This is a genomic window from Tychonema sp. LEGE 06208, assembly GCF_015207505.1.
Lineage (GTDB): Bacteria > Cyanobacteriota > Cyanobacteriia > Cyanobacteriales > Microcoleaceae > Microcoleus.
Genome location: NZ_JADEWT010000026.1, coordinates 25,727 through 48,829, shown reverse-complemented (window position 1 = coordinate 48,829; position 23,103 = coordinate 25,727). Strand labels below are relative to the sequence as shown.

Below are 23,103 nucleotides of genomic sequence, written 5' to 3'. Positions count from 1 at the left end.
TTGTTAGTTGTCAGTTGTTATTTGTTAGTTGTTTCCAATAACTAATAACCAATAACTAATAACCAATAACTAATAACCAATAACTAATTTTGGCTGAGTGTCGTACCAAACATCTGGGGGAAAGGGAAATTCTGAATATCCAACCCGCAGCAGGCATAAACCTCGAGCGGGAGCGGCGTATTTTACCATTTCTCGGCGTTCGTTGACCCAGATATCTGTGAAATTGTCGATCGCCCTTTCCCCGCGACCCACCTGCACCAGCAACCCCACCAGCAGCCGCATCATCCCGTACAGAAACCCGCTCGCTTGAACCTCGATATAGATAAGAGGCCCAGAACGATGACACTCTGCTGCTTGTACGTCCACCCAAGAATGGGGGCGGGCAGACCCCGCGCGGTGAAAAGCCGCCAAGTGATGCCGCCCGATTAGCGGTGTCAAAGCTGCCTGAATCAAAGATTCGTCCACAGGCGCGTGGTAGCAGTGCCAAGCATAAGGACGCACAAACAAATTAGGAATCGGGTCTGTATAAAGGGTGTAGCGATAGCGCCGCCAACTGGCTGAGAACCGAGCGTGCCAGGTAGGTTCCACCTTTGCCGAAGCTCGAATTAAAATATCTTTTGCCAGTCGAGAGTTGAGAACGCTTGCCCAGCGGTGAGCCGGAATTGGGCCGCAGGCGTCAAAATGGGCTACTTGAGCAGCGGCGTGAACTCCTGCGTCAGTTCTCCCGGCAGCGTGCAGCGTTACCGGACGTTGCAGGACAGTCGATATTGCTGTTTCAATTTCTTCTTGTACTGTACGCTGGTTCGGCTGTCGCTGCCAGCCGTGAAAGTTAGTGCCGATGTATTGGATCACTAAAGCAACGCGCTGTATCGATCGGGCATCTTCGATTGGGGATTTTGGATTGTCAGTCATAAATCAAAAATCTCCAACCCAAAATTTCATTAAACCAGTTCAACGATCGCCATTTCGGAATTGTCTCCTTGACGGGGGACAGTTCGCACTACGCGGGTGTAACCCCCATTGCGCGAGCCGTACCGTTCTGCGGCAGCCTCAAACAAGGCGTGTACTAACTGTTTGTCGTAGATATAGCCCATAGCTTGGCGGCGAGCGGCCAAGGAGCCTTCTTTTGCCAGGGTAATCATTCTGTCCGCTTCTGGGCGCAGCGCTTTGGCGCGGGCGAGAGTGGTAGTGATTTTACCGTGACGGATTAATTCGGTGGTCAGCGAGCGCAACATGGCGCGGCGCTGGTCAGCCGGTTTGTTTAGTTGGGGGACGCGACAGCGGTGGCGCATGGTAATTGGTAATTGGTAATTGGTAATTGGGCGCGGGGATAGATAGTCTGCGAACTCCGGGGGTGAATTCTGGGTTTTTAAGAACTCACCCACTTAAAATTCCGCACTTTTTTACCCGTTACCCGTTGATTAACTTTTAGCTGATTTTTCCTGCGGCAGGGTAATCCCCAAGCGTTTTTGTAAAGCTTCAATCACTTCTTCTGCGGACTTCTGCCCGAAGTTCTTGATCTCTAGCAAGTCTTCTTGGGTATAATCCAATAAGTCTGCGACTGAGTTGATCTGAGCCCGCTTGAGACAGTTGTAAGCCCGGACTGACAACTGCAATTCTTCGATCGGGATTTGGCTCGTAGGATCGGCCTCACCTGGATACTCTGGTTTGAGAGAATCGTGGGTGATGTCTTTGAGAGGGGCAAACAAATCTACCAGGATGTGGGCAGATTGACTCAGAGCTTCTTGAGGAGTCACGCTGCCATCAGTCCAGATTTCCATAATCAGCCGGTCTTTCTCGGCCGTGCCACCCAACCGAGCATCTTCAACGCTGTAGTTGACTCTGCGAATCGGCATAAAGATGGCGTCAATTTGGAGAAAATCCAAAGCCGACCCATCATCGCGACTGCGGTCTACTGCTCGATATCCGATGCCTTTTTCAATTCTGAATTCCATTTCCAGAACTGAACCGGGGGAGAGAGTCGCAATGTACTGCGATTTATCGATCAATTCCACCTCAGAAGGTAAATCGAATCGATCGGCAGTAACTGTGACTGGCCCCTCAATCCGCAACCTGCCGATTTGCGGCTGCTGGGAATGAGTTTTAAGAACCACCTCTTTCATGTTCAGGAGAATTTCCAGAACATCCTCCCGTACCCCTTCGATCGTTGCAAACTCGTGATTGACACCCGCGATGCGGACTGAAGTTACTGCCGTTCCTTCCAAATTTGACAGCAGCACTCGCCGAAGCGCATTCCCAACCGTTGTTCCCTGACCGCGATCTAGGGGTTCTAGAACAAATTTTCCGTACTGACTGCGGTCTTTGTCAGTGTTAGACTCTATACATTCAATTTGAAACTGCGCCACGGAGTGACCTCCCTTTTCCACTTTGGATTTTTGATTTTGGATTTTAGATTGCAGAGCATACCCCTGAACGGATTTCGGATTTTGGACGGACGGGGCAACAGTTGAAACCATTATTAGTTTTTGATTTTAAGCAGTTAACCATTATCCAAAATCTAAAATCTAAAATCTCAAATCGTTTTAGACTCTACGCCGCTTGGGAGGGCGACAGCCGTTGTGAGGAATCGGGGTAACATCTCTAATCAGGGTAATTTCCAGTCCCGCCCCTTGCAGAGCCCGAATTGCAGTTTCTCGACCTGCTCCGGGCCCGCTCACCATTACTTCTATTTGGCGCATTCCTTGGTCGTTGGCCCTGCGGGCTGCACTTTCTGCTGCTGTTTGAGCTGCAAAGGGAGTCCCTTTTTTCGCTCCTTTAAAGCCGCTGGAACCTGCTGATGCCCAGGATATTACTTCCCCGTTGAGGTCGGTAATAGTCACAATCGTATTGTTGAAGGTAGACTGGATGTAGCCTACCCCATTGGGTACATTCCGTTTCTGTTTTTTTGCACCAGATTTCTTGCCTGTTTGTTGTCGCGCCATATTAGTCTCTTTAACGTTTCTCTCAACTAATGTCCCGAAGCGCTAGGAGCCAGCAGCCCCCAGCGTAGTTTTTCCAAAAAGAAGTTACTTCTTGGAAGGTGCCTTTTTCTTGCCCGCAACTGTGCGGCGAACGCCGCGACGGGTTCTGGCGTTGGTACGGGTTCGTTGGCCCCGCACAGGCAGACCCAAACGGTGACGCCTACCCCGGTAAGTCCCGATATCCATCAGGCGCTTGATGTTCATTGACTCCCAGCGCCGGAGGTCTCCTTCGATTTGGTAGGTGCTTTCTACGTGAGCCCGCAGAGCAGTCACGTCCGTTTCTGTTAAATCCTTGACGCGAGTGTCAGGATTTACGCCTGTTGCAGCGATGATTTTTTGGGCCCGCGACAGGCCTATTCCGTAAATGTATGTCAGACCTATTTCGACGCGCTTATCGCGTGGAAGGTCTACCCCGGCAATCCGTGCCACACTTTTGTCTCCCTAGTTTTCCTGTTTGGCTACAATGTTGAATGAGGCGGCACTTGCGTGCAGCGCCCAATCTTGCTGTTGTCTAACCTTGGCGCTGTTTGTGTTTTGGGTTAGTGCATATCACCATCACTCGACCGCGACGGCGGATGACGCGACATTTTTCACAAATCTTTTTGACAGATGCTCGAACTTTCATCTTTCTTCCTGCCTGGAGAACCCCGCTCTACCGGAACTCAGCCACGCTGGCCCGTAGAGCGGTGGGAGGAGAGGCTGGGCAAGGTGTAGGCCTCTCCTCGATTAAATTGTATAAAGTACGGGTTGTTTCTTGAAGGAGCCCGCTTGCACCCACTCCCTTTGTTGGGGTCAAATTCGCTTGCACCCAAATTTGGGCGATCGATACTTTTACCGCGTAGCAGTCACTTAGCCCTCTACGCTGGTGGGTTGTTGACGCCCTTCTCGCCAACACTACAAACGTAGCATTATAGCATAAATTTGAAGCTTTTTACCAAGTTCTCTCTAATAAAACTTAAAATTAGTTTTTAGAAAGTTTTATCTAAGCCTATTTTTTCCGAAGGCGATATGTAATTCTGCCTTTGGTCAAGTCGTAGGGAGTTAATTCGACTTTGACGCGATCGCCGGGCAAAATCTTGATATAGTTGCGACGAATCTTGCCGGAAATGTGAGCTAGCACGTTAAACCCATTATCTAGGTCAACGCGAAACATCGCATTGGGAAGAGATTCCGTCACTGTCCCTTCCATTTCAATTAAATCTTGCTTAGACAATTTGGTATTTACCTCAATTTTACATTTGATTAACTAGGAGTATCCCGGTATTGGCTTCAAAACCTATTTACCAACTAAGAATCTGCCGATTTTAGATTTTAGATGCTTCGACTTCGCAAGCGAACAAGTTTTAGATTTTAGATTGACTCCACAGAGGCATCAAATGAGCAGAAACTGCGGTCTAAAATCAGGGTTTGCGACGATGATTGTCGGTGGCTTGTATCCGTTTTGGGCGGGTCTAAGGCGAACGGGGCAATAATTCGGGCGACTCGATCGAATGCTTGACTCTAATTAACTTGTTGCTTCAGCTTTACTTGAGTAAAGTTGTGGCAAGTATAATCGAGTTCAATCCTGTTTCTAACAACCCTCACAAAACCCGATCGCACACAAAGCTCCTAGTTAACATATCTTAGCAAAATTTGGTGAGTAACAAGCTCTATTGAGAGGGTTCAAGAGTCGCCAGAGAGGGCTTGTTGCAGTTCAGCAGTGACTAATCCCATATCGCGATCGCCATCAACCGCAACTAACTGTTCGCGAGCGCTGTAAAACTCAATCAAAGGCTCAGTTTGTTCGCGATAAACTTGCAACCGGCGGCGGATCGTCTCCTCATTGTCATCCTGGCGCCCCCGCGACAATAGGCGAGTCACCAAAACATTATCAGGTACGTCCAAATTTACAGCTCTGAGATCGCAGTCCTTACCAGACGTACTTCCCTCTACACCAACATCACAGAGCAGTTTGTCAAAAAACGCTGCCTGTGCCACAGTGCGGGGAAAGCCGTCGAGAATCCAGCCTGCACTTGCATCTGGTTGATTCATGCGTTCTTGGACGATATCCATCAATAACTGGTCGGGAACCAACTCACCAGCATCCATGTAGGCTTTCGCCTGTAGGCCCAAGGCTGTTTTCGCCACCACGCAGGCGCGCAGAATGTCACCAGTAGAAATGTGCGGTATTTTCCAGAGAGCGGCTAATATTTGAGCCTGAGTTCCCTTACCTGCCCCTGGAGGCCCCATAAAAATCAGTTGCATTGCGATTACTTCACCATTCCTTCATATCGTTGGGAGATGACGTAAGTTTGAATTTGCTTAGCAGTTTCGATCGCGACACCCACTAGAATTAGCAGGGAAGTTGCACCAAAACCTCTAAAAGTTTGCACGCCGATGGCACTTTCTACAGCCGTTGGTACAATAGCCACCAGACCGAGAAATATCGCGCCCAAGAAAGTCAAACGGTTCAAAACCTTCTCCACATAATCGCTCGTTTTCTGACCAGGACGAATGCCAGGAATACTAGCGCCCATTTTCTTCAAGTTCTGAGACATATCTACAGGGTTGACAATCAACGAAGCGTAGAAATAGCTGAAGAACAGAATCAAAGTCAGATAAAACAGCGCGTAAGCCCAAGGCGCAGGCCCGTTAGGACTCAAAACATTAGCAACTTGAACCAAAAATGGGTTATTCAAAGACTGAGCGAGGAAAGAAGGCACAATCAACACCGAAGATGCAAAAATAATCGGCATCACTCCGCCTTGATTCAAGCGCAGGGGCAGATAGCTGCGACTCTCCCGATAAACCTTGCGTCCGACTTGGCGGCGGGCAGAAATAATCGGAATACGGCGAGTACCTTCCTGAACAAACACAATCCCGACAATCGTTACCAAAAATACCAGCAGCAGAACCACTACGCGACCGACAATCGCGTTATCGCCACTTTGGGCCAATTCAAAAGTTTGTCCCAAAGAGCGCGGCAAAACCGACACAATGTTGATAAATATCAGCAGCGACGCTCCGTTCCCGATGCCTCGTTCCGTCACCAATTCCGATATCCACATGACAAACATCGACCCTGCTGTTAGAGCCAAAGCAGTTTGTGCTATGAATAAGGGCGCTGGAGCTTGAGCAAAAGGGCTGACCCAAATCGCAATGCCAATGCTTTGCAGAATTGCCCAGCCCAAAGAAACGTAACGAGTAATTTGAGAAATCTTGCGCCGCCCCGCTTCTCCTTCATTTTTCTGCAAGTCTTCTAAACTTGGCAGAGCCGCGGTTAGAAGTTGCACGATAATTGAAGCATTGATGTAGGGCAAAATCCCCAGCGCAAAAATCCCCAATGCTGACAGGCCGCCTCCTGAAAACAAGTCCAAAAAGCCAATTAAAGGGCTATTTTGGACGTTTTGGGCAAAGGCAGCTCGATCGATGCCGGGGACTGGCAAGTGGACACCCAGACGCACTAAAATCAATAAGCCAAGGGTTACGAGGATACGGCCCCGCAAACCTGCAGCTTGAGCCATCTGCATGAATGTCTCTTGTGCAGTTGGCGCTTTCTCTCTACTAACGTCCATAGTTACGATTTGGGATTTTAGATTTGGGATTTTCGACTAAATCATTTTCTGATAGCAAACTTGAGGATTTGAGATTTGGACTTCTTCTCAAACCTCAAATCTTCAGGCAATTAATTCGCAATTTCCGCCTGCGGCTTCAATTTTGGTGCGAGCACCTGCGGTAAAAGCCTTGGCGCGGACTTGCAGGGGCACATTTAGTTCGCCATCTCCTAAGATTTTCAGCGGGCCATTGTCAGCGGTGACAATTTTTGCTTGGAGCAAAGAGGTGAGAGTCACTTCTGTGTTTGCTGGCAGCGATGCTAATTTACTTACATTAATGGTAGTGTACTCTTTGCGGTTCACGATCGGGAAGCTTTTGAGCTTGGGCAGGCGGCGGTAGAGAGGATTTTGGCCACCTTCAAAACCCGGTCTAGTGCCGCTACCGGCTCTAGATTTTTGACCGCGCATCCCTTTACCGGAGCTCGCGCCTTGACCGGCAGAAATACCTCTGCCTAAGCGTCGCGGGCGCTTTTGGGAGCCTGCTTTGGGTCGGGCGTCTTGCAATCTCATAGTTTTAGTAATTGGTAATTGGTAATTGGTATTTAGAGAGCCGGCGCGCAGTAGTTTTGAGTGCGTGAGTTTTGAGTTGCGGATTTTTTTGATTCTCAACGCCAGCACTTAACACTCAAAACTGACAGTTTGCCATTCCCTATGCCCTAACCGTAGAGGTTTTCTACTGGAATTCCGCGTTCTTGAGCAACTTCGGACAAGGTGCGGAGGGTGGAGAGGGCGTTGACTGCAGCTCGGGCGTTGTTCAAGGGGTTTCCAGAACCTAGCTGTTTGGCTAAGATGTTGCGGACTCCTGCTAGTTCGAGAACTGTTCGGACTGCTCCCCCTGCAATTACGCCTGTTCCGGCTGCGGCCGGACGCATCATGACTTTGGCTCCGCCGCCTGCACCGTCGATGGGGTGAGGGATGGAGTTTGCTTTGGTGAGGGGGACTTCAATGAGGTGTTTTTTGCCGTCAGCGACGCCTTTTTTCACTGCACCGATGACGTCGCTAGCTTTGCCGACTCCCACTCCAACTTGACCGCGTTCGTTGCCGATAATGACTATGGCGCGGAAGCTGAGTTTTTTACCGCCTTTGACTACTTTAGTAACGCGACGAATCTGAACAACTCTTTCTTGCCATTCGGATTCTTTTTCGCGTCCTTTGTTGTTGCTGCTGCTTTTTTTCTTGGTGCGCTGTTCTTTTTGTTCTGCCATAGTTTTGTCTTGGGGAATTGAGGATTAGTAACTGGTAGTCTGCAATGAGGAATTAACCATTAGGAATTAAGAATTTTATTGCTTCTTTCTTCCTTCTTCCTTCTTCCTTCTTCCTTTTTCCTTCTTCCTAAAAGTCTAACCCGGCTTCGCGAGCTGCATCTGCGAGGGCTTTAACGCGACCGTGGTAGAGGTTGCCTCCGCGATCGAACACGACTTTGACTATGCCAGCGCTGGAACAGCGTTTGGCAATCAACTGACCGACTTTGGTGCTGGCGCTGCAGTTGTTGCCAGAACTGAGTTCGGCTTTCAATTCTGGATCGAGGGTTGACGCGGCTACCAAAGTGTGCTGGGCGGTGTCGTCGATTACTTGGGCGTAGATGTGCTGGTCCGATCGAAATACCGCTAATCTGGGACGCTCGGCGGTGCCGAACACCTTGCGCCGCACGCGGCGGTGTCTGCGGTGGACTGATTCTTTGCGAGTAAGCTTCATGTTTACTTCTTACCTGTTTTGCCTGTTTTACCAGCTTTGCGCCGGATGACTTCGCCGCTGTAACGAATGCCTTTACCTTTGTAGACTTCAGGCGGACGCACAGCGCGGATGCGGGCTGCTGTGTTACCTACGAGTTCTTTGTCAATGCCGGAGACAATGACGTTGGTGTTGCCTTCAACTGCCATTGTGATGCCTTCTGGAGGGGGCATTTCAACTGGCTTGCTGTAACCGACGTTTAAAATCAGGTTCCGTCCTTGAACCTGTGCCCGATAACCTGTGCCGACAATTTCCAGACGGCGCTGAAAACCTTCTGATACACCTTCGACCATGTTGGCGACTAGGGTGCGGCATAAGCCGTGCAGTTGTCTGGCGACGCGAGATTCGTCTCGGCGGGTAACGAGTAAAGTCTCGCCTTCGAGTCCCATGAGGATTTCTGCTGGTATCACTCTGGAAAGTTCACCTTTTGGACCTTTGACGGCTACTTTTTGGCCGTCTAGGGTGATGGTGACTTTAGTGGGAATGCTAATCGGACGCTTGCCAATTCGCGACATATTTTTTGTCCTTTGTTTTTAGTGATTAGTGCTTGATTGTTAGTCTTTAGTTATTAGTCTTTAGCGATCGATTCTGGAGTTTGTTGCCAATAATCGGCGACTAATGACCCGCAAGAAACGGGTACTGTGCCCCGATACTTTTGAGTTGATGCTCCCAAAATGTTAGATTTTTGTTGAAACTCTCAGATTCACTGCGCTGGAGCGTCAATCTAAAATCTAAAATCGACTGACTAATGACTACCAAACATAACAAAGCACTTCTCCGCCCAAACCTTGGCGTCGGGCTTCTCTATCGGTCATAATGCCGCTGGAGGTGGAGATAATGGCGATGCCAATTCCGCCTAATACTCGGGGCAATTCTTTACGGTTCGAGTAAACGCGAAGTCCTGGTTTGCTGACTCGCTTAAGTGCGGTGATAATGGGCTTGCGAGTTTTACCTTTGTACTTTAGAGAAAGCACTATAGTTCGCTTGACCCCTTCTGGTTCTGCTTCTTCAAATTCGCTGATAAAGCCTTCATTTTTGAGGACTTGGGCGATGCTACGGGTCATTTTTGTAGCTGGAATTTGTGTTGTCTGGTGGCGCGCCATGCAAGAATTGCGAATGCGCGTCAACATATCTGCTATGGTATCGTTAGCTGCCATCTTTTGCTTCTTACTCTAGTGCTTAGTTGTCCCGGAACGGCATTCCCATTTCTTTAAGCAAAGCGCGTCCTTCTTCGTCGGTTTTTGCTGTGGTGATAATTGAAATGTCCATGCCTCGAATTTGATCGATGCTGTCATATTCTATTTCTGGAAAGATGAGCTGTTCTCTCAGGCCCAAGCTGTAGTTGCCGCGACCATCGAAGCTTTTGGGGCTGATGCCGCGGAAGTCGCGGATGCGGGGTAGTGCGAGGTTGATCAGCCGATCGAGAAAATCATACATCCGATCGGCGCGTAGCGTCACCATCACGCCGACTGGTACTCCTTTGCGGATTTTGAAGCCTGCGATCGCTTTTTTCGCCCGCGTCACCACTGGTTTTTGTCCGGTGATGATGCCAATTTCGTTGATGGATGAATCTAGTGCCTTAGCATTTTGAGATGCTTCTCCCAAACCGCGGTTCACGGTGACTTTGACGAGTTTGGGAACCTGATGGATATTAGTATATTTAAACTGATCCATCAGTTTGGGAACGATTTTTCCTTGATAAAGAACTTTGAGTTTGTCCGGCATAGTTTTTGTGTTTCGTTAACTGTCCCTGGGCTTGGTCAGGGAATTGTTCTTTGTCAGTTGTTAGTTGTCAGTTGTCAGTTGTCTTTTAAGAACTAAGGACTAAGGACTAAGGACTGATGACTAATTATCGAGGATTTCTCCGGTTTTTTTGAGTTGTCGCAGTTTGCGGCCGTCTTCACTAAATGTATAGCAGACGCGGCTGGCGATTTTCTCTTTTTCGGAATAGTGCATGACATTTGAGCTGTGAATGGGAGCCTCAAAGGTGACTATTTTTCCGGATTCTCCCTCTTGCTGGGGCTTGACGTGCTTGGTTCGGATATTTACGCCTTTAACAATTACTTTGCTGACTTTGGGATATGTCTTGAGGATTTCTCCGACTTTTCCTTTTTCTTTGCCAGTAATTATTTGCACGGTGTCGCCTGCTTTGACGTGCATTCTGTAGCGCTGCGGTTCGCTAGTTGCTTTACCCTTTTTTCCGTACATTTTAAAGTACCTCCGGGGCTAAGGAAATGATTTTAGTAAAGTTTTTGTCGCGCAATTCGCGGGCGACGGGGCCGAAAACGCGAGTGCCTTTGGGGTTGCCTTCTGGATTGATGATGACGGCGGCGTTGTCGTCAAAACGAATGCTCATGCCGCTGTCGCGACGCAAGCCTTTGCGGGTTCTGACAATGACGGCTCTGACGACATCGGATTTTTTGACTGCCATATTGGGGATGGCGTCTTTGACGACGGCAATGATGACATCGCCGACTCCGCCGTAGCGACGGTTGCCGCCTCCCAATACGCGGATGCACATTAGTTTGCGGGCTCCGCTATTGTCGGCGACATTGAGGTATGTCTGGGGTTGAATCATGGTGATTGGGGAAAAGGTAGTTTGATGCTTGCTAACTGCTAACTGTGAATTGCTAATGGATGGTCGATCGAGCTCGATCGCCAATCGCGCTTTTGAGCAATCCAGAATTAACTGTTAGCCATTTTTTGCACCGAAAATCTCAGCAACCGTCCAGCGTTTGGTTTTGCTCAAGGGGCGAGTTTCAGTGATGCGGACGCGATCGCCTGGTTTGCACTGATTTTCTTCGTCGTGAGCTTTGTACCGCTTGGTGCGGACTACGATTTTGCCGTACTTACTGTGGGAGGAGCGGTTTTCGATCGCTACTACGACGGTTTTGTCCATCTTGTCGCTGACTACTACGCCAACTCGTTCTTTAACTGCCATAGCTATCTATCTTTATTGTGCAATTGAGTTTTTTTGAACTACTGTGCGAGCTTCGGCTGCTGCTTACTCGGGGCTGACTGCGGTTGCAGCTTGCTGTGCGTCGGCTGCTTTCGATGCGGCTTTTTCGGCTTTAGCTTGAGCGTCGGCTGCGATTTGGCGCTCGCGTTCAACTGTCATTAATTGAGCCAGCCGATGTTTGGCGTGCTTGAACAGGTGAGGCTTTTCCAGGCGGCCGGTAGCTTGCTGGAGCCGCAGATCCATGAGTTGGCGCTTGACGGCTAAAATTTGCTCTGCTACTGCTGCATCGCTTAATTCTCTAGCTTCTTTAATCTTGGTCAAAGACATAATTCTGTGCTTTATCGTGAGCGATCGAAAGAGTGAAGACTTAATTGTCTAGATGCTGAAGGTCGAAGGAAAGAAAAGTTATGAATTGCCGATTTTAAATTGCTGTCGCCCTTTAAAATTCAGACCAATGCCGACCTAACTCTACCTTCGATTTTCGCTAGGACTGGCCTTCTTCGCGGCTGATGAACTTGGTTTTAATCGGTAATTTGAAAGATGCCAAACGCATTGCTTCGCGGGCTGTTTCTTCGGCTACACCGCCAATTTCAAACATGATCCGGCCTGGTTTGACGACGGCTACCCAAAACTCCGGCGCGCCTTTACCAGAACCCATCCGGGTTTCTGCTGCGCGCTGGGTGACTGGTTTGTCGGGAAAAATGCGAATCCAGATTTTACCGCCCCGGCGGATATAGCGGGTCATGGCGCGCCGTCCGGCTTCGATTTGGCGGGAGGTTATCCAGGCGGGTTCGACGGCTTGGAGCGCGAAGTCGCCAAAGCTAACTGTGTTGCCGCGGGTGGATTGACCGCTCATTCGCCCGCGCTGTTGTTTGCGGAATTTTGTTCTTTTAGGGCTTAACATGGCTTTGGGAGTTGGGATTTTGGTATTTGGTAATTGGTAATTGGCAATTGGTAATTGGCAATTGGTTTTAAATGACAATTGACCATTGCAACTAACAGTTAACAATTAGCTAGCCTTCGTTCGATCGATCTTCAAAGTTCTGGCGACGGCGCTTTTGTTTAGTCCGGGGCACTGCTGCATTTGGTGCAGATTCTTGTTCTTGTCCGGGAATAATTTCGCCTTTGAAAACCCAAACTTTAATGCCCAGAATACCGTAGATGGTTTGAGCGGTGCAGTAGGAGTAGTCGATGTCGGCCCGCAGCGTGTGCAAGGGGACTCGGCCTTCGCGCGTCCATTCGGTACGGGCGATTTCTGCGCCGTTTAGCCGTCCGCTGACTTGAATTTTGATGCCTTGGATGCCGACTTTTTGGGCGCGGGTGATTGCTTGGCGGACTACTCGGCGGAAGGATACGCGCCGTTCTAGTTGCTGGGCAATGTATTCTGCGATCAGTGTGGCATCGGCGTCTACGCGCTGAACTTCGACGACGTTGATGCGAATTTGGCGGTTGTTACCGAGTAGCTGTTGCAAACCGACGCGCAAGGTTTCGATACCTGCTCCGCCGCGACCTACGACAACGCCCGGTCTGGCGGTGAAGACTTCTAGGTCGATTTGATCGGCTTTCCGTTCAATTCTGACTGAGGAAATGCCAGCATTGCTGAGGGTTTTGCGGACGTACTTGCGGATTTTGTAGTCTTCTTGCAAGAGTTCTGGATAGTTCTTCGGGTCAGCAAACCAGCGAGAGCGGTGCTCTTGGGTAATGCCGAGACGAAAACCAATTGGATGTATTTTTTGGCCCATAATATTTGATTAGTTAATTGGGAAAAAGGTAATTGGTAACTGGGAATAAGTTCGAGGGAAGTCGGAAGAAGGAAGATGTAAAAAACAACTATCTGCGACTCCGTGATTTCCGTGCTTTGAGGAAAAGGTAATTGGCTATCGCCTATTTTTTCAACTTTAAGCTGTTTATTACCTATTACGTTTTTCCTAGGTTTAGTCTTCTAGGATCGGAGCAACTATTACGGTGATGTGACAAGTTGGCTTGCGGATTTGGTAGGCGCGACCTTGAGCGCGGGGTCTGAAGCGCTTGAGGACTGGACCTTGGTCTGCGTAAGCTTGAGAGACTACTAGCTTACTTTTGTCTAATCCTGCGTTGTGTTCGGCGTTGGCTACTGCCGATCGCAAAACTTTGACGATCGGTTCGCAGGCGCGGTAGGGCATGAATTCGAGTAAAATCAGGGCTTCTTGGTAGCTTTTGCCGCGAATTTGGTCGAGGACTCGGCGTACTTTGAAGGGGGATGACCGAATGTAACGGGCGATCGCCTTAATTTCGGATGTGGTATCTATAACCATTTCGATTTGGGTAAGTTGGTAATTGGTAATTGGGAAAAAGGTAATTGGTAATTGGGAAAAACTTTTTCCAGTTACCTATTACCTGTCACCTAATTTGGCTATCTTTTTGCCTTTTTATCGCTGTGACCTCTAAAGGTGCGAGTCGGGGAGAATTCTCCGAGTTTGTGACCTACCATTTGGTCGGTGAGGTAGACTGGGACGTGCTGTCTGCCGTTATGAACTGCGATCGTGTGACCTACCATTTGAGGCAGGATTGTGGAAGAGCGCGACCAAGTTTTAATTACTTGTTTTTTGCCTTCGGCGTTGAGTTTTTCAATTTTTGTGAGCAGGTGATCTGCTACAAAGGGGCCTTTTTTTAGCGATCGAGACATGGTTTTTTTAGTAAGTCATTAGTCATTAGTCATCAGTCATTAGTCATTAGTCATTAGTCATCGGTACTTTTTTGTTAATTAGTTTGCAGTTAACAACAAAAGGACTGATGACTGCTGACTGATGACTAACTTTGTCTGCCGCCCTTGCCGCGCTTGGAAGATTTGCGGCGGCGACGGACGATTAAAGAGTCGCTGCGCTTTTTCTTTTTTCGAGTTTTGGCACCCAATGCTGGTTTACCCCAAGGTGTGACGGGCCCAGAGCGTCCGATGGGCGCTCTGCCTTCGCCACCGCCGTGCGGGTGATCTACCGGGTTCATGACGCTACCGCGAACGGTTGGTCTGCGGCCTTTCCAGCGGGTGCGGCCTGCTTTACCGAGGCTGATGTTTCTAGCGTCTGTGTTGCCAACTTGACCGATGGTGGCGTAGCAGTCGGCGCGGACTTTGCGCTGTTCGCCGGAGGGCAGTTTGAGGGTGACGTAGGTACCTTCTTTTGCCATTAGCTGAGCGCTGGAGCCTGCGGAACGGACGATTTGTCCGCCTTTTCCGGGTACTAGCTCTACGTTGTGGATGCTGGTACCGAGGGGGATGTTTTTCAGGGGTAGGGCGTTGCCGATTTCGATCGGCGCGTCTGGGCCTGAGACTATTACTGTACCGACGGCTAAGTTGAGCGGGTGCAGGATGTACCGTTTTTCGCCGTCTTTGTAGAAGACTAGGGCGATGCGGGCGTTGCGGTTGGGGTCGTATTCGATCGACTTGACGGTAGCAGGAATGCTGTGTTTGTCGCGCCGGAAGTCGATGTCTCTATAAAGCCGTTTGTGACCGCCTCCCCGGTGGCGACAGGTGATGACGCCTCGGTTGTTGCGGCCTTGTTTGGTGTGCTTGTTGCTGGTTAGAGACTTTTCGGGTTCTGACGTGGTAATTTCAGCAAAGTCCGAGACAGTTTTTTCTCGGGTGCTGGATGTATAAGGTCGGTAAGAACGAATGCCCATAATCGATTTTAGATTTTAGATTTTAGACTTGGGATTTTAGATTTTAGATTTGGGATTTTAGATTTGGGATGATCTGTTAACCTTGCTGTTTCCTGGATTGGGAATTTGCACGAGCTAACTGCAATCTAAAATCTAAAATCTAAAATCCAAAATTGGCTAAACTTCTGGGAATAGCAGTTTGCGGATCGACTCTCCGTCTAGCAAAGTTACGGTGGCTCGCTTGTAACAAGGTTTAAAGCCGACGAATTTACCAACTCGACGCTTTTTGCGCGGCGGGTTTTGGGTATTTACGCCGATGACTTTGACCTTAAATAGCTCTTCGATGGCTGCTTTGATTTGAGGCTTGGTCGCTTTGGGGGCTACGTCGAATGTAAATTGATTTAATTCCATCATTCTGGTAGCTTTCTCGGTGAGAATCGGACGCTGGATCAAATCTGCGTAGTCGCGGGGGTCGATTTTACTCACCGTAAATCTCCTGAATTTTTGTTATGGCGGTAGAGGTGACAATGATTTTGTCAGCCGCGAGAACGTCGTAAACGTTCAGGGAAGTTGCCAAGATGACGTTGACTAATTCGATGTTGCGTCCTGACAAATAGACGTTTAGTTGCGGTTCTGGCAAGATTAACAGAACTTTTTTATTTGGGTCGATGCCCCAACGGGCGATCGCGCTCAGCAAGTCTTTGCTTTTCGGTCTCGGAAATTGCTCTGCAAATTCTTCAACCACAATCAGGTCTTCGGTACGACTGAAGAATGCTGTCCGCAAAGCGAGACGGCGTTCCTTTTTGTTCATTTTGACTTCAAAGTCTCTGGGTTTTGGCCCAAATATGACACCGCCGCCCCGCCACAGCGGAGAACGGATCGAACCGGCTCTGGCTCGACCGGTGCCTTTTTGACGCCAAGGTTTGCGGCCGCCACCTCTAACTTCCGATCGAGTTTTGGTGCAAGCATTTCCTTGACGGGCGTTATTCAGTTGCCGCGTCAATGCTCTGTGAACGATGTGAGACGCATTTTCTTCTTTGGCTACGCGCAGTTCTAAAGTTGTTTCCCCAACTTCTTCGCCTTGCCAATTTCGCACTACACAATTAACCATATCTTTTGTCCTTTGTCTGTTGTTAGTTGTCTGTTTTTTAGTTGTCGCTTTGTCGCTTTGTCACTTTGTCGCTTTGTCGCTTTGTCAGCTTTAAGTTTTTGGCTCTTAGTTCTTCTTGCTACTCGCCCGCCAACCACTATCTACTGACTGCTGACTGCTGACTGCTGACTGCTGACTAACGTCCTACTTTTTTCTCAGGCACAACATTGACTAAGGCGCCAGGTTTGCCGGGAACTGCTCCCTTAATTAGCAACAAATTCTGCTCTGCATCCACCCGGACAATTGTGAGTTTGCGGACGGTGACTTGAACGTTGCCCATACGTCCCGCCATTCTTTTACCGGGATAGACGCGGCCGGGAGTTGTTCCAGGTCCGATCGATCCAGGTTCGCGGTGATTTTTGGAACCGTGAGACATGGGGCCTCGTTTGAAGTTGTGGCGCTTTTGAAAGCCTGCAAAACCTTTACCGATGCTTGTACCGATGACATCTACTATTTGTCCCGGTGTAAAGCTATCTGCTTTTAGTTGTTGACCTAATTCAAAGGAACTGGTGTCTTCCAATCGGTATTCGTGCAAGTGGCGCAATGGAGTCGCCCCCGACTTGGCAAGGTGTCCCAATTTTGGCTGGTTGAGAGCCTTCGGCTTAACGTCGCTGTATCCAACTTGAACGGCACCGTAGCCGTCAGTTTGTTTTGTTTTGATTTGAGTTACTGTACAAGGCCCTGCTTGAATGACGGTGACGGGGATTGCTCTCCCTTCTTCGTCAAACACTTGAGTCATGCCTAGTTTTGTACCAAGAATGCCTACAGACACGGATTTTTTCCTTTTATTTACGCAAGAGGTTTCGGATTGAGAATTTTTTTACGTCAATCCGCTTGCTCTTGTGCAGAAACATTTATTTCAGTGTTCCTGCAATTAACTGTTATCAACCAACAGCTTTCCTCGGTGTTTAAAATTTGAGTTTTAAATTTGGGAGCGAGCTTGTGGAAGTCTTGCAAGGGTTGAGATGCGCGGCTTTTTACCCGATCGCCCTCCGAGTTTTGTCTCGGTCTTGCTTTTTTGTGCCAGGACTTGAGCGGCAAGCTACTCAGTATCCTTTACGGCGACAATTCACAATAGTATATGAAGTGTTTGCCGTTTGTCAAGGCCGCGAGCATAAGTTGATGAATTAACCACCGGTGGCCGGAAACCGGAAATTTTTTAACGACAATACTTTGGTCAAACCGTCAATCAGATTGAAAAACCCGGTTTTTTGATTCGGATCGTCCCGGACTAAACTTTTCGCCTCAGCTTGAGGATTTATAATACTCCAAGCTCGCAATTGGCGATCGACCACATTTAAAACAGCAGGCAAGACAAATTTATGGGACTGATTACGACTGGTTCGGATATGATTCGGGATTTGGAAAAGTCGGGGTCGCTAGCCCTGTACGTTCCTTTAGAGGGAGGATTTGAGGGCCGTTACCTGCGGCGGCTGAGGGCTGCGGGCTACGGTGCCCATACAATTACGGCGCGGGGCTTGGGCGATTTGGCGATGTATTTGACGGGGGTTCACGGAGTGCGGCCGCCGCATTTGGGCAAAAAAACTACTGGCAATGAAGGGGCTGTCGGTTATACGTACTACCTGCCGCCGATGTTGAAAACTCAATTAGACAATTTGCCGCCGAAAGCAAAAGGACTGGTGCTGTGGATTATTGAAGGGCAGGTTTTGTCGAGTCAGGAAGTTGAGTATTTGACTGTTTTGCCGACGTTAGAACCGCGAGTTAAAATAGCAGTGGAGATGGGGGGCGATCGAGTTTTTAGCTGGAAGCCGCTTACAGAAGCTTTAGTTACAGCTTAAATTCTGCTATTTGCGATCGCAAATCAACTAAAAAACGCAGCGAGCAACGAAAGCTCAACAGCTTCGGCTCGCTGGTTTTCTTCTTTTTTGGAAAAAATTTAATTAACAGGAAAATCTTATGCTTCAGAACCGCGATTATACAATCATCATTGACAAAAGCGGCAGTATGTACACCAAAGATCGGACTGGCGGTAAAAGTCGGTGGGCGCTGATCCAAGAATCGACGATCGCCCTAGCGAATAAATGCGAAGAACTTGACCCAGACGGCATCACCGTTTATGTGTTTTCCGGTCGTTTCAAGCGCTACGACAACGTAACATCAGCTAAAGTCTTGCAAATATTCCAAGAAAACGAACCTTCGGGGAATACAAATTTAGCTGCGGTACTGCTAGACGCTCTAAACAGTTATTTTCAGCGCAAAGCATCCGGTAAGACCAAGCAAAATGGGGAAACAATATTAGTGGTGACGGACGGGGAACCGGACGATCGCAAAGAAGTGATGAAAACGATTATAGAGGCTTCGCGGAAGATCGATCGAGATGAAGAGTTAGCAATTTCTTTCATTCAAGTAGGGAATGCGCCGGAAGCTACTAAATTTCTCAAAATATTAGATGACGAACTGCAAAGCGCTGGGGCTAAATTTGATATCGTTGATACTGTGACGATGGACGATCTTGAAGACATGACGCTGACGGAAGTATTGCTAAATGCAATCACTGATTGAAGAATCGGGGAAATTTCGCGCGATTATATTTGTGGCTGGTTGCTGGGCAGCATTTTTTAGAGGGTTTTAAGTTATGGAATCGATCGATCGCCTGTTAGCTGAACTTAAGGCAGAATATCAAGCATCTCAAAAACTTCGCGAGGTACAAAGTCAGCCGTCAGTGGAAGCACAACCGCTTTCGCAACCAGCAGCAGTGCCGTCAAATAAAACATCAAAAACAACAAATATCAATTTGTATCCTGGTGCTTTAGAGAAGGATTTAGCTGAAATTAAGGCTGAATGCGAAGCACAAAATAAAAATCAGGAAGTTGCTGCACAAAAACCGCTTAAGTCTCCGCAAAAAGTAGAAAATAAAGCTCAGGAAGTGACTGCACTAGCACCGCAACCCCCAGAAAAGATTGTGCAGTCAGAGCTAGACATCCAAACCCGCAGACAGAAGGTTAGGCAAGCTCAAGTTTGGCTGAAAAATTTGGATAAGAATTCCGATGAGAGATATTGGTTCGATCAGTTTGCTTTTAAGTATAGTTCGAGGATAGATGCGGCGATCGACTATTTACAAGTTGTGGACGAGTTTGATTGAGCGATCGAACTTAAACATTGCCTAATTGTCTCCAAGACTGAGTTCGAAAGGCTGTCTAATTCATACCCACCCTCTAAACCAAACATAACCCTCGGTGTAATTTCTAGACTGTATTGCGTAAGTGCAGCATAGTCTTGGGGCTGTAGATTTATTTTAGACAGTAAATCGGCTTGGTTGGCATCGTAGCCTGCGCTGACAATAAGCAAATCTGGGCAAAAGTTATGGAAAAAGGGGAGAACTTTGGTTTCAAACAATTGATGGTACTTTTGTATAGTGCTACCTGGGGTTATGGGGAGATTCAAAATGTTGTTAAATTTGCCCTGTTCTTGTGATTTTCCTGTGTGCGGATAACCGGGCGATTGATGAATCGAACAGAACGCGATGTTGGGGTAATTTTCTACAGCAGCTTGGGTTCCATTGCCATGATGGACATCCCAATCTAGAATGCCAACACGCTTGATGTTCTCATTAGTAAGTGCGTAAATAGCGGCAATGGCTGCGTTGCAGAAAATGCAAAACCCCATGCCTTCATCTGGGAGTGCATGATGTCCTGGAGGTCTTGCTAAAACGAAAACAGGTTTTCCTTGCATCCAAACTCTATCAACCCCATCTAACCAAGCATTCACAGCCAGCTCCGCCACTTCAAAGCTTTTCGGAAAAATCTGGGTTGACTCAAAGCAGCCCCAACCTCTTGCAGAATAAGCACTCACCAAGTCGATGTAGGTCATGGAATGAACCCGTTTAATCGCCTCGATTGCATTTCTGGAGGAAGAAGGCTCGACCCATTCAATTAAGTTGGCAACTGTTGAGGCTTTTAATCTATTTATAATTGCCGTAAGTCGCTCGGGCTGTTCGGGGTGCATGTACCCGGTTTGATGTTCGAGGAATTGCGAGGAGTAGATGATGGTAATCATTTAGTCACAAGCCAAAATAATGCGTCTCGAATTATATCATAAGAAGGCTTAAGCTCTGGCTTATAAACTAGAGCTTGGCTCGATCGCCGAGTTCCTTAAATTTAACTGTTGTCCTCCTCCCGAAGATCGTTTTTCTCAACGAATCGCCCCAGATACAGATTGATAAAATCTTCCGCAGCAGCTTCATCAATATTTCCTAAAGCTTTGACTATTTCCGTTACCGCTTCAGCTAGAGGATCGCTGACTTCGTTCACCCACTGGTAAACAGTAGATCGATTAATGCCCATTGTCACCGCGAGGCGATTTTGGCTGATACCGTAAGTTCCTAAGACTTGCCTGAGTGCTTTTCCTGCTTTTCCCATGCCTCCAATCATCTCAGAGGATTTTAACGACGTAAATGTTTGTAACTATAAACATCAAGTAAGGTATGATGTTTGTAGTTACGAACATTATTTGGTTAGAAACTTGGTAAAACCCTATGTCAGAGAAATTACCTGCACAAGCCGATGGCTCCCCTGCTAGCCTTGTCGCCGACGCTTTAACGATAGACGGCCGGCCGGCAAACCGAATGATTTTGCTCGGCGATCCCAAATGGGTTAAGGGCATCATCCACCGCTTGCACAGTTTGGGGATAGCCGAATTCGGATCGTGGAGCAAGTTGACACGAACTCGCAACCCAGGAGAAGTCATCAGCATCCTGAAGCGTTCCAGAGGACAAGATCGAGCTTGAGAAAATGCCCGTCTCACAGCTAGCTTTGAAGCGGTAAAAACCTCTCCCCAACCCCTAGGCTTGCAAACAGAGGGGTTGGGGGGGTTAGGTTTTATTCTTTGCCTGGGCCTACAATTCCTGTTACAGTATCTTTTGGAACAGACGTAGGATTCAGCAGAAATGAAGCTGCTGTTTTTGCTGTGATTTCAGATAGCTGAATTTGTGTAAACTCAACAATACCTTCAGCTATAAAAGAATCTCTCAACTCAGCTTTTTCTCCGCTGTTAAAAACTGTTTCATAAAATACTTCGCGAATCCCTGCAGAAATGATTAATTTCAAACAATAAATGCAGGGTTCTAAAGTCACGTAAATGCTAGATCCAGCCGTAGATATCCCGTGTTTGGCCGCTTTGGCGATCGCATTTGCTTCAGCGTGTACCGCCCGCGACGGCAAAGTTTTGCTGGCGTCGCAACTGCTTAAACCCGGATAGCAAAAGCCTTGAGTCGTACAGTGTACCGAACCTGACGGCGAACCGTTGTAACCCGTGGCTAAAACTTGCCTGTCTTTAGCAATTACTGCGCCGACGGGAAAAGCCAGACAAGTCGATCGAGTAGCAGCTAATTTTGCTAACATTAAAAAGTATTCGTCCCAATTTGGTCTGTGAGGGGGTTCGTAATTGTCTGGTGTATTGTTCATTTAAAATCTAGAATGAGAACTGTATTGAAACGAGAAATTTATTGTCATAGTCCAGTTGAGCCAAATCCCTTATCTCCCCTAGAACTCGAACTTAACATTTTAATCTCTTCAATTTCCACACGAATTACTGGCGCTATTACCATTTGAGCAATTTTCATGCCTCTTGTCACTTGAAAGGAAGTTTGACCGTGATTGATTAAGATGACTTTGATTTCGCCTCGATAGCCTTCATCTATGGTTCCTGGTGCATTGAGTACAGTGATTTGGTGCTTGAGAGCTAAACCGCTTCTGGGACGGATTTGAGCCTCCGTTTTTTCTGGTAATTCTATTGATATTCCTGTATGAATTAACTGGCTTTCTCCCGGAGAAATTTCTAATTCATCTATAGAAAACAAGTCTAGTCCAGCATCGGAATGATGGGCATATTTGGGAATTATGGCTGAGTCATGCAGTTGCAGGATTTTTAGTTTCATTTTGTTTTGTGAGTGGAAGGAAGAAGGAAGAATAATAACACAGAAAAGTTTTTAGCTATCCCAACTTCAGTTGTATCGGAATGATTTAACCGCTCTTGGCGCAGAGGACACAGAGGAGGAGAAGAGAGAGATGAATAATTTCTATGATGGCAATTATTACGGCGCTAGTCTGGCTTTTCCCAGACGAGTAGCTGTGTACCACTTGGCAATGTCGGGTGCCCAATTCTCAAAGTGAGGCCACATCATTTCGCAGAGTTTTTGAATTTCTAGTTGAGCATTTTTCTTGTTTCTTAAGTCGGCAAAATGCAGGAAAGACCTCAAATTGAAACTGACTACAAAATGCTGGCGGTAGTCAAAGGGTAATTTGCCTCTGGCGTGTTCCTCCGACATCCCGCCGTCGAAGTCAATTTTGTAACGTTTAGCGGCTTCTAGACACCACTCTAAATCTTTTTCTCTTTGTTCGGGTGAATAGTAATATTTTTTGCCTTCGCGATCGGTATAATAATCTACTGGACGCAGGTAAAAAATATCTTCGATATCTTTTTTACCGACAGCGGCATCAAGAAATTGATTTCCCGTGTAGCGTAGAGATTGAACATCAAATGATACTCCGACACGATGAGTCCTCGCCTGCTGCATGACACTGTGGGGAAAGTACCCGCAATTGAAGATAATTTGGGGATGCTCTAGGGGGCCGTAATGCCCACGATCGCCCGCTAGGAGTCGCTTAACAATTATTTCGCCACATTCTGCCTCAGACGGCCACGAATCCCGCTCGTCAAATACAAAGTTCTCAGTATAGTCTTGATGGAGTGCAGCATAAACTACTTGCTGAGGATTTGGTGTTTGAGAAATAACTTCTACTCTGAATCTCTCCATGATATTTTATTTGTGTTCCCAACAGTAGTTTGAAATTGCAACATCCTAGATTGTTTCATATAATAGCATTTATGGCAAGTTATTTTTATGCTAATAATTCGTTAGTTAATGTAGCTAATTTTTGGGTTACTCGCAGTATAGCTTGGGAATAGGGGGCTTCGGATGATGTGCCGATCGCCCTAGCAGGTGACAAGGGTGCATCGCACTATAACAAAAAGCATTTTTTGTTGTAGTTATAGTAATATTGCTGTAGATAGGTTCTAAGGTCTCAAATTTTGTTT

Annotated in this window: 38 protein-coding genes; 5 read left to right on the top strand and 33 right to left on the bottom strand. The window is 47.6% G+C overall.

Features of this window, described 5'->3' with window-relative positions; all coding sequences use genetic code 11:
* Window positions 1–69: 69 nt before the first annotated feature.
* From truA to rplC, 27 genes are all read right to left on the bottom strand, one after another.
* Window positions 70–912, bottom strand: a complete 843-nt coding sequence (truA, locus tag IQ263_RS09635) for a tRNA pseudouridine(38-40) synthase TruA (RefSeq protein ID WP_194067222.1) — start codon at window positions 910–912, stop codon at window positions 70–72.
* Between the two features lie 29 nt (window positions 913–941).
* Entirely contained in the window at window positions 942–1,292 is a 351-nt protein-coding gene (gene rplQ / locus IQ263_RS09630; protein WP_194010371.1) for a 50S ribosomal protein L17, read from the bottom strand.
* Between the two features lie 129 nt (window positions 1,293–1,421).
* Window positions 1,422–2,366 carry a DNA-directed RNA polymerase subunit alpha gene (locus tag IQ263_RS09625; protein ID WP_333092058.1) on the bottom strand — a complete coding sequence of 315 codons (945 nt, stop codon included), beginning with the start codon at window positions 2,364–2,366 and terminating at the stop codon, window positions 1,422–1,424.
* Between the two features lie 177 nt (window positions 2,367–2,543).
* A complete protein-coding gene (gene rpsK / locus IQ263_RS09620) occupies window positions 2,544–2,942 on the bottom strand; it encodes a 30S ribosomal protein S11 (protein ID WP_006634980.1) in 399 nt (132 codons plus the stop codon).
* Between the two features lie 84 nt (window positions 2,943–3,026).
* Window positions 3,027–3,410 (bottom strand): 30S ribosomal protein S13, encoded by a 384-nt coding sequence (rpsM, locus tag IQ263_RS09615; protein ID WP_194067221.1) that lies wholly within the window; start codon window positions 3,408–3,410, stop codon window positions 3,027–3,029.
* Window positions 3,411–3,492: 82 nt separating this feature from the next.
* The gene (gene rpmJ, locus IQ263_RS09610) at window positions 3,493–3,606 is read right to left on the bottom strand and encodes a 50S ribosomal protein L36 (RefSeq protein ID WP_015178722.1); all 114 of its coding nucleotides are present in this window, start codon (window positions 3,604–3,606) and stop codon (window positions 3,493–3,495) included.
* 363 nt (window positions 3,607–3,969) lie between these two features.
* Window positions 3,970–4,194, bottom strand: coding sequence for a translation initiation factor IF-1 (gene infA / locus IQ263_RS09605; RefSeq protein WP_006276978.1), 225 nt, complete (start codon window positions 4,192–4,194; stop codon window positions 3,970–3,972).
* 449 nt (window positions 4,195–4,643) lie between these two features.
* Window positions 4,644–5,225 (bottom strand): adenylate kinase, encoded by a 582-nt coding sequence (locus IQ263_RS09600; RefSeq protein WP_194067220.1) that lies wholly within the window; start codon window positions 5,223–5,225, stop codon window positions 4,644–4,646.
* Window positions 5,226–5,230: 5 nt separating this feature from the next.
* Window positions 5,231–6,535: a preprotein translocase subunit SecY gene (secY, locus tag IQ263_RS09595; RefSeq protein ID WP_194010358.1), complete on the bottom strand. Its 1,305-nt coding sequence runs from the start codon at window positions 6,533–6,535 to the stop codon at window positions 5,231–5,233.
* A 102-nt stretch (window positions 6,536–6,637) separates the two neighbouring features.
* Window positions 6,638–7,084 carry a 50S ribosomal protein L15 gene (gene rplO / locus IQ263_RS09590; RefSeq protein WP_194010357.1) on the bottom strand — a complete coding sequence of 149 codons (447 nt, stop codon included), beginning with the start codon at window positions 7,082–7,084 and terminating at the stop codon, window positions 6,638–6,640.
* Window positions 7,085–7,230: 146 nt separating this feature from the next.
* Window positions 7,231–7,779 carry a 30S ribosomal protein S5 gene (gene rpsE, locus IQ263_RS09585; protein ID WP_194067219.1) on the bottom strand — a complete coding sequence of 183 codons (549 nt, stop codon included), beginning with the start codon at window positions 7,777–7,779 and terminating at the stop codon, window positions 7,231–7,233.
* Between the two features lie 127 nt (window positions 7,780–7,906).
* The gene (gene rplR, locus IQ263_RS09580; protein ID WP_194067218.1) at window positions 7,907–8,269 is read right to left on the bottom strand and encodes a 50S ribosomal protein L18; all 363 of its coding nucleotides are present in this window, start codon (window positions 8,267–8,269) and stop codon (window positions 7,907–7,909) included.
* Between the two features lie 2 nt (window positions 8,270–8,271).
* Window positions 8,272–8,820 (bottom strand): 50S ribosomal protein L6, encoded by a 549-nt coding sequence (rplF, locus tag IQ263_RS09575; RefSeq protein WP_194010354.1) that lies wholly within the window; start codon window positions 8,818–8,820, stop codon window positions 8,272–8,274.
* Between the two features lie 237 nt (window positions 8,821–9,057).
* Complete coding sequence (gene rpsH, locus IQ263_RS09570) at window positions 9,058–9,462, bottom strand: 30S ribosomal protein S8 (protein WP_194010353.1); 405 nt, start codon at window positions 9,460–9,462, stop codon at window positions 9,058–9,060.
* 22 nt (window positions 9,463–9,484) lie between these two features.
* Complete coding sequence (gene rplE, locus IQ263_RS09565; protein WP_194010352.1) at window positions 9,485–10,030, bottom strand: 50S ribosomal protein L5; 546 nt, start codon at window positions 10,028–10,030, stop codon at window positions 9,485–9,487.
* Window positions 10,031–10,150: 120 nt separating this feature from the next.
* Window positions 10,151–10,513 carry a 50S ribosomal protein L24 gene (rplX, locus tag IQ263_RS09560; protein ID WP_228041975.1) on the bottom strand — a complete coding sequence of 121 codons (363 nt, stop codon included), beginning with the start codon at window positions 10,511–10,513 and terminating at the stop codon, window positions 10,151–10,153.
* A 1-nt stretch (window position 10,514) separates the two neighbouring features.
* On the bottom strand, window positions 10,515–10,883 hold the full coding sequence (gene rplN / locus IQ263_RS09555) for a 50S ribosomal protein L14 (RefSeq protein ID WP_194010351.1): 369 nt from the start codon (window positions 10,881–10,883) through the stop codon (window positions 10,515–10,517).
* A 114-nt stretch (window positions 10,884–10,997) separates the two neighbouring features.
* On the bottom strand, window positions 10,998–11,246 hold the full coding sequence (rpsQ, locus tag IQ263_RS09550; protein WP_194010350.1) for a 30S ribosomal protein S17: 249 nt from the start codon (window positions 11,244–11,246) through the stop codon (window positions 10,998–11,000).
* 63 nt (window positions 11,247–11,309) lie between these two features.
* A complete protein-coding gene (gene rpmC, locus IQ263_RS09545; protein WP_194067217.1) occupies window positions 11,310–11,591 on the bottom strand; it encodes a 50S ribosomal protein L29 in 282 nt (93 codons plus the stop codon).
* Between the two features lie 157 nt (window positions 11,592–11,748).
* Window positions 11,749–12,168, bottom strand: coding sequence for a 50S ribosomal protein L16 (gene rplP, locus IQ263_RS09540; protein ID WP_194010369.1), 420 nt, complete (start codon window positions 12,166–12,168; stop codon window positions 11,749–11,751).
* Window positions 12,169–12,277: 109 nt separating this feature from the next.
* A complete protein-coding gene (gene rpsC, locus IQ263_RS09535; RefSeq protein WP_194067216.1) occupies window positions 12,278–13,006 on the bottom strand; it encodes a 30S ribosomal protein S3 in 729 nt (242 codons plus the stop codon).
* Between the two features lie 192 nt (window positions 13,007–13,198).
* A complete protein-coding gene (gene rplV / locus IQ263_RS09530; protein WP_194010347.1) occupies window positions 13,199–13,558 on the bottom strand; it encodes a 50S ribosomal protein L22 in 360 nt (119 codons plus the stop codon).
* A gap of 98 nt (window positions 13,559–13,656) precedes the next feature.
* Entirely contained in the window at window positions 13,657–13,929 is a 273-nt protein-coding gene (rpsS, locus tag IQ263_RS09525; RefSeq protein WP_194010346.1) for a 30S ribosomal protein S19, read from the bottom strand.
* Between the two features lie 125 nt (window positions 13,930–14,054).
* Window positions 14,055–14,918 carry a 50S ribosomal protein L2 gene (gene rplB / locus IQ263_RS09520; RefSeq protein WP_194067215.1) on the bottom strand — a complete coding sequence of 288 codons (864 nt, stop codon included), beginning with the start codon at window positions 14,916–14,918 and terminating at the stop codon, window positions 14,055–14,057.
* 156 nt (window positions 14,919–15,074) lie between these two features.
* Entirely contained in the window at window positions 15,075–15,383 is a 309-nt protein-coding gene (locus tag IQ263_RS09515; RefSeq protein ID WP_194010344.1) for a 50S ribosomal protein L23, read from the bottom strand.
* Window positions 15,376–16,008, bottom strand: a complete 633-nt coding sequence (gene rplD / locus IQ263_RS09510; RefSeq protein ID WP_194067214.1) for a 50S ribosomal protein L4 — start codon at window positions 16,006–16,008, stop codon at window positions 15,376–15,378. The genes IQ263_RS09515 and rplD overlap by 8 nt, the downstream gene beginning before the upstream one ends.
* A gap of 175 nt (window positions 16,009–16,183) precedes the next feature.
* Entirely contained in the window at window positions 16,184–16,819 is a 636-nt protein-coding gene (rplC, locus tag IQ263_RS09505; RefSeq protein ID WP_194010342.1) for a 50S ribosomal protein L3, read from the bottom strand.
* Between the two features lie 170 nt (window positions 16,820–16,989).
* Between rplC and IQ263_RS09500 the strand changes: the two genes are divergently transcribed.
* A complete protein-coding gene (locus tag IQ263_RS09500; protein WP_194067213.1) occupies window positions 16,990–17,178 on the top strand; it encodes a hypothetical protein in 189 nt (62 codons plus the stop codon).
* Here the strand turns inward: IQ263_RS09500 and IQ263_RS09495 are convergent.
* A complete protein-coding gene (locus IQ263_RS09495) occupies window positions 17,175–17,360 on the bottom strand; it encodes a hypothetical protein (RefSeq protein WP_194067212.1) in 186 nt (61 codons plus the stop codon). The genes IQ263_RS09500 and IQ263_RS09495 overlap by 4 nt on opposite strands.
* Window positions 17,361–17,369: 9 nt before the next feature.
* Here IQ263_RS09495 and ndhN point away from each other — a divergent pair, with 9 nt between their 5' ends.
* The 3 genes from ndhN (at window position 17,370) to IQ263_RS09480 (ending at window position 19,150) form a co-directional block, all read left to right on the top strand.
* Complete coding sequence (gene ndhN / locus IQ263_RS09490; RefSeq protein WP_194067211.1) at window positions 17,370–17,846, top strand: NAD(P)H-quinone oxidoreductase subunit N; 477 nt, start codon at window positions 17,370–17,372, stop codon at window positions 17,844–17,846.
* Window positions 17,847–17,964: 118 nt separating this feature from the next.
* On the top strand, window positions 17,965–18,570 hold the full coding sequence (locus IQ263_RS09485; protein ID WP_194067210.1) for a vWA domain-containing protein: 606 nt from the start codon (window positions 17,965–17,967) through the stop codon (window positions 18,568–18,570).
* A 73-nt stretch (window positions 18,571–18,643) separates the two neighbouring features.
* On the top strand, window positions 18,644–19,150 hold the full coding sequence (locus tag IQ263_RS09480; protein ID WP_194067209.1) for a salt stress protein, Slr1339 family: 507 nt from the start codon (window positions 18,644–18,646) through the stop codon (window positions 19,148–19,150).
* On the opposite strand, the gene IQ263_RS09475 is transcribed toward IQ263_RS09480, so the two are convergent.
* Window positions 19,120–20,064 (bottom strand): histone deacetylase family protein, encoded by a 945-nt coding sequence (locus IQ263_RS09475; RefSeq protein ID WP_194067208.1) that lies wholly within the window; start codon window positions 20,062–20,064, stop codon window positions 19,120–19,122. The genes IQ263_RS09480 and IQ263_RS09475 overlap by 31 nt on opposite strands.
* A gap of 101 nt (window positions 20,065–20,165) precedes the next feature.
* The gene (locus IQ263_RS09470) at window positions 20,166–20,438 is read right to left on the bottom strand and encodes a helix-turn-helix domain-containing protein (protein ID WP_228049922.1); all 273 of its coding nucleotides are present in this window, start codon (window positions 20,436–20,438) and stop codon (window positions 20,166–20,168) included.
* A 104-nt stretch (window positions 20,439–20,542) separates the two neighbouring features.
* Between IQ263_RS09470 and IQ263_RS09465 the strand changes: the two genes are divergently transcribed.
* Window positions 20,543–20,794, top strand: coding sequence for a hypothetical protein (locus IQ263_RS09465; RefSeq protein WP_194067207.1), 252 nt, complete (start codon window positions 20,543–20,545; stop codon window positions 20,792–20,794).
* Window positions 20,795–20,885: 91 nt separating this feature from the next.
* On the opposite strand, the gene IQ263_RS09460 is transcribed toward IQ263_RS09465, so the two are convergent.
* The 3 genes from IQ263_RS09460 to thyX form a co-directional block, all read right to left on the bottom strand.
* Window positions 20,886–21,470: a deoxycytidylate deaminase gene (locus tag IQ263_RS09460; RefSeq protein WP_194067206.1), complete on the bottom strand. Its 585-nt coding sequence runs from the start codon at window positions 21,468–21,470 to the stop codon at window positions 20,886–20,888.
* Window positions 21,471–21,514: 44 nt separating this feature from the next.
* Window positions 21,515–21,943 (bottom strand): dUTP diphosphatase, encoded by a 429-nt coding sequence (dut, locus tag IQ263_RS09455; RefSeq protein WP_194067205.1) that lies wholly within the window; start codon window positions 21,941–21,943, stop codon window positions 21,515–21,517.
* Window positions 21,944–22,099: 156 nt separating this feature from the next.
* Window positions 22,100–22,822, bottom strand: coding sequence for an FAD-dependent thymidylate synthase (gene thyX, locus IQ263_RS09450; RefSeq protein ID WP_194067204.1), 723 nt, complete (start codon window positions 22,820–22,822; stop codon window positions 22,100–22,102).
* Window positions 22,823–23,103 lie beyond the last annotated feature (281 nt).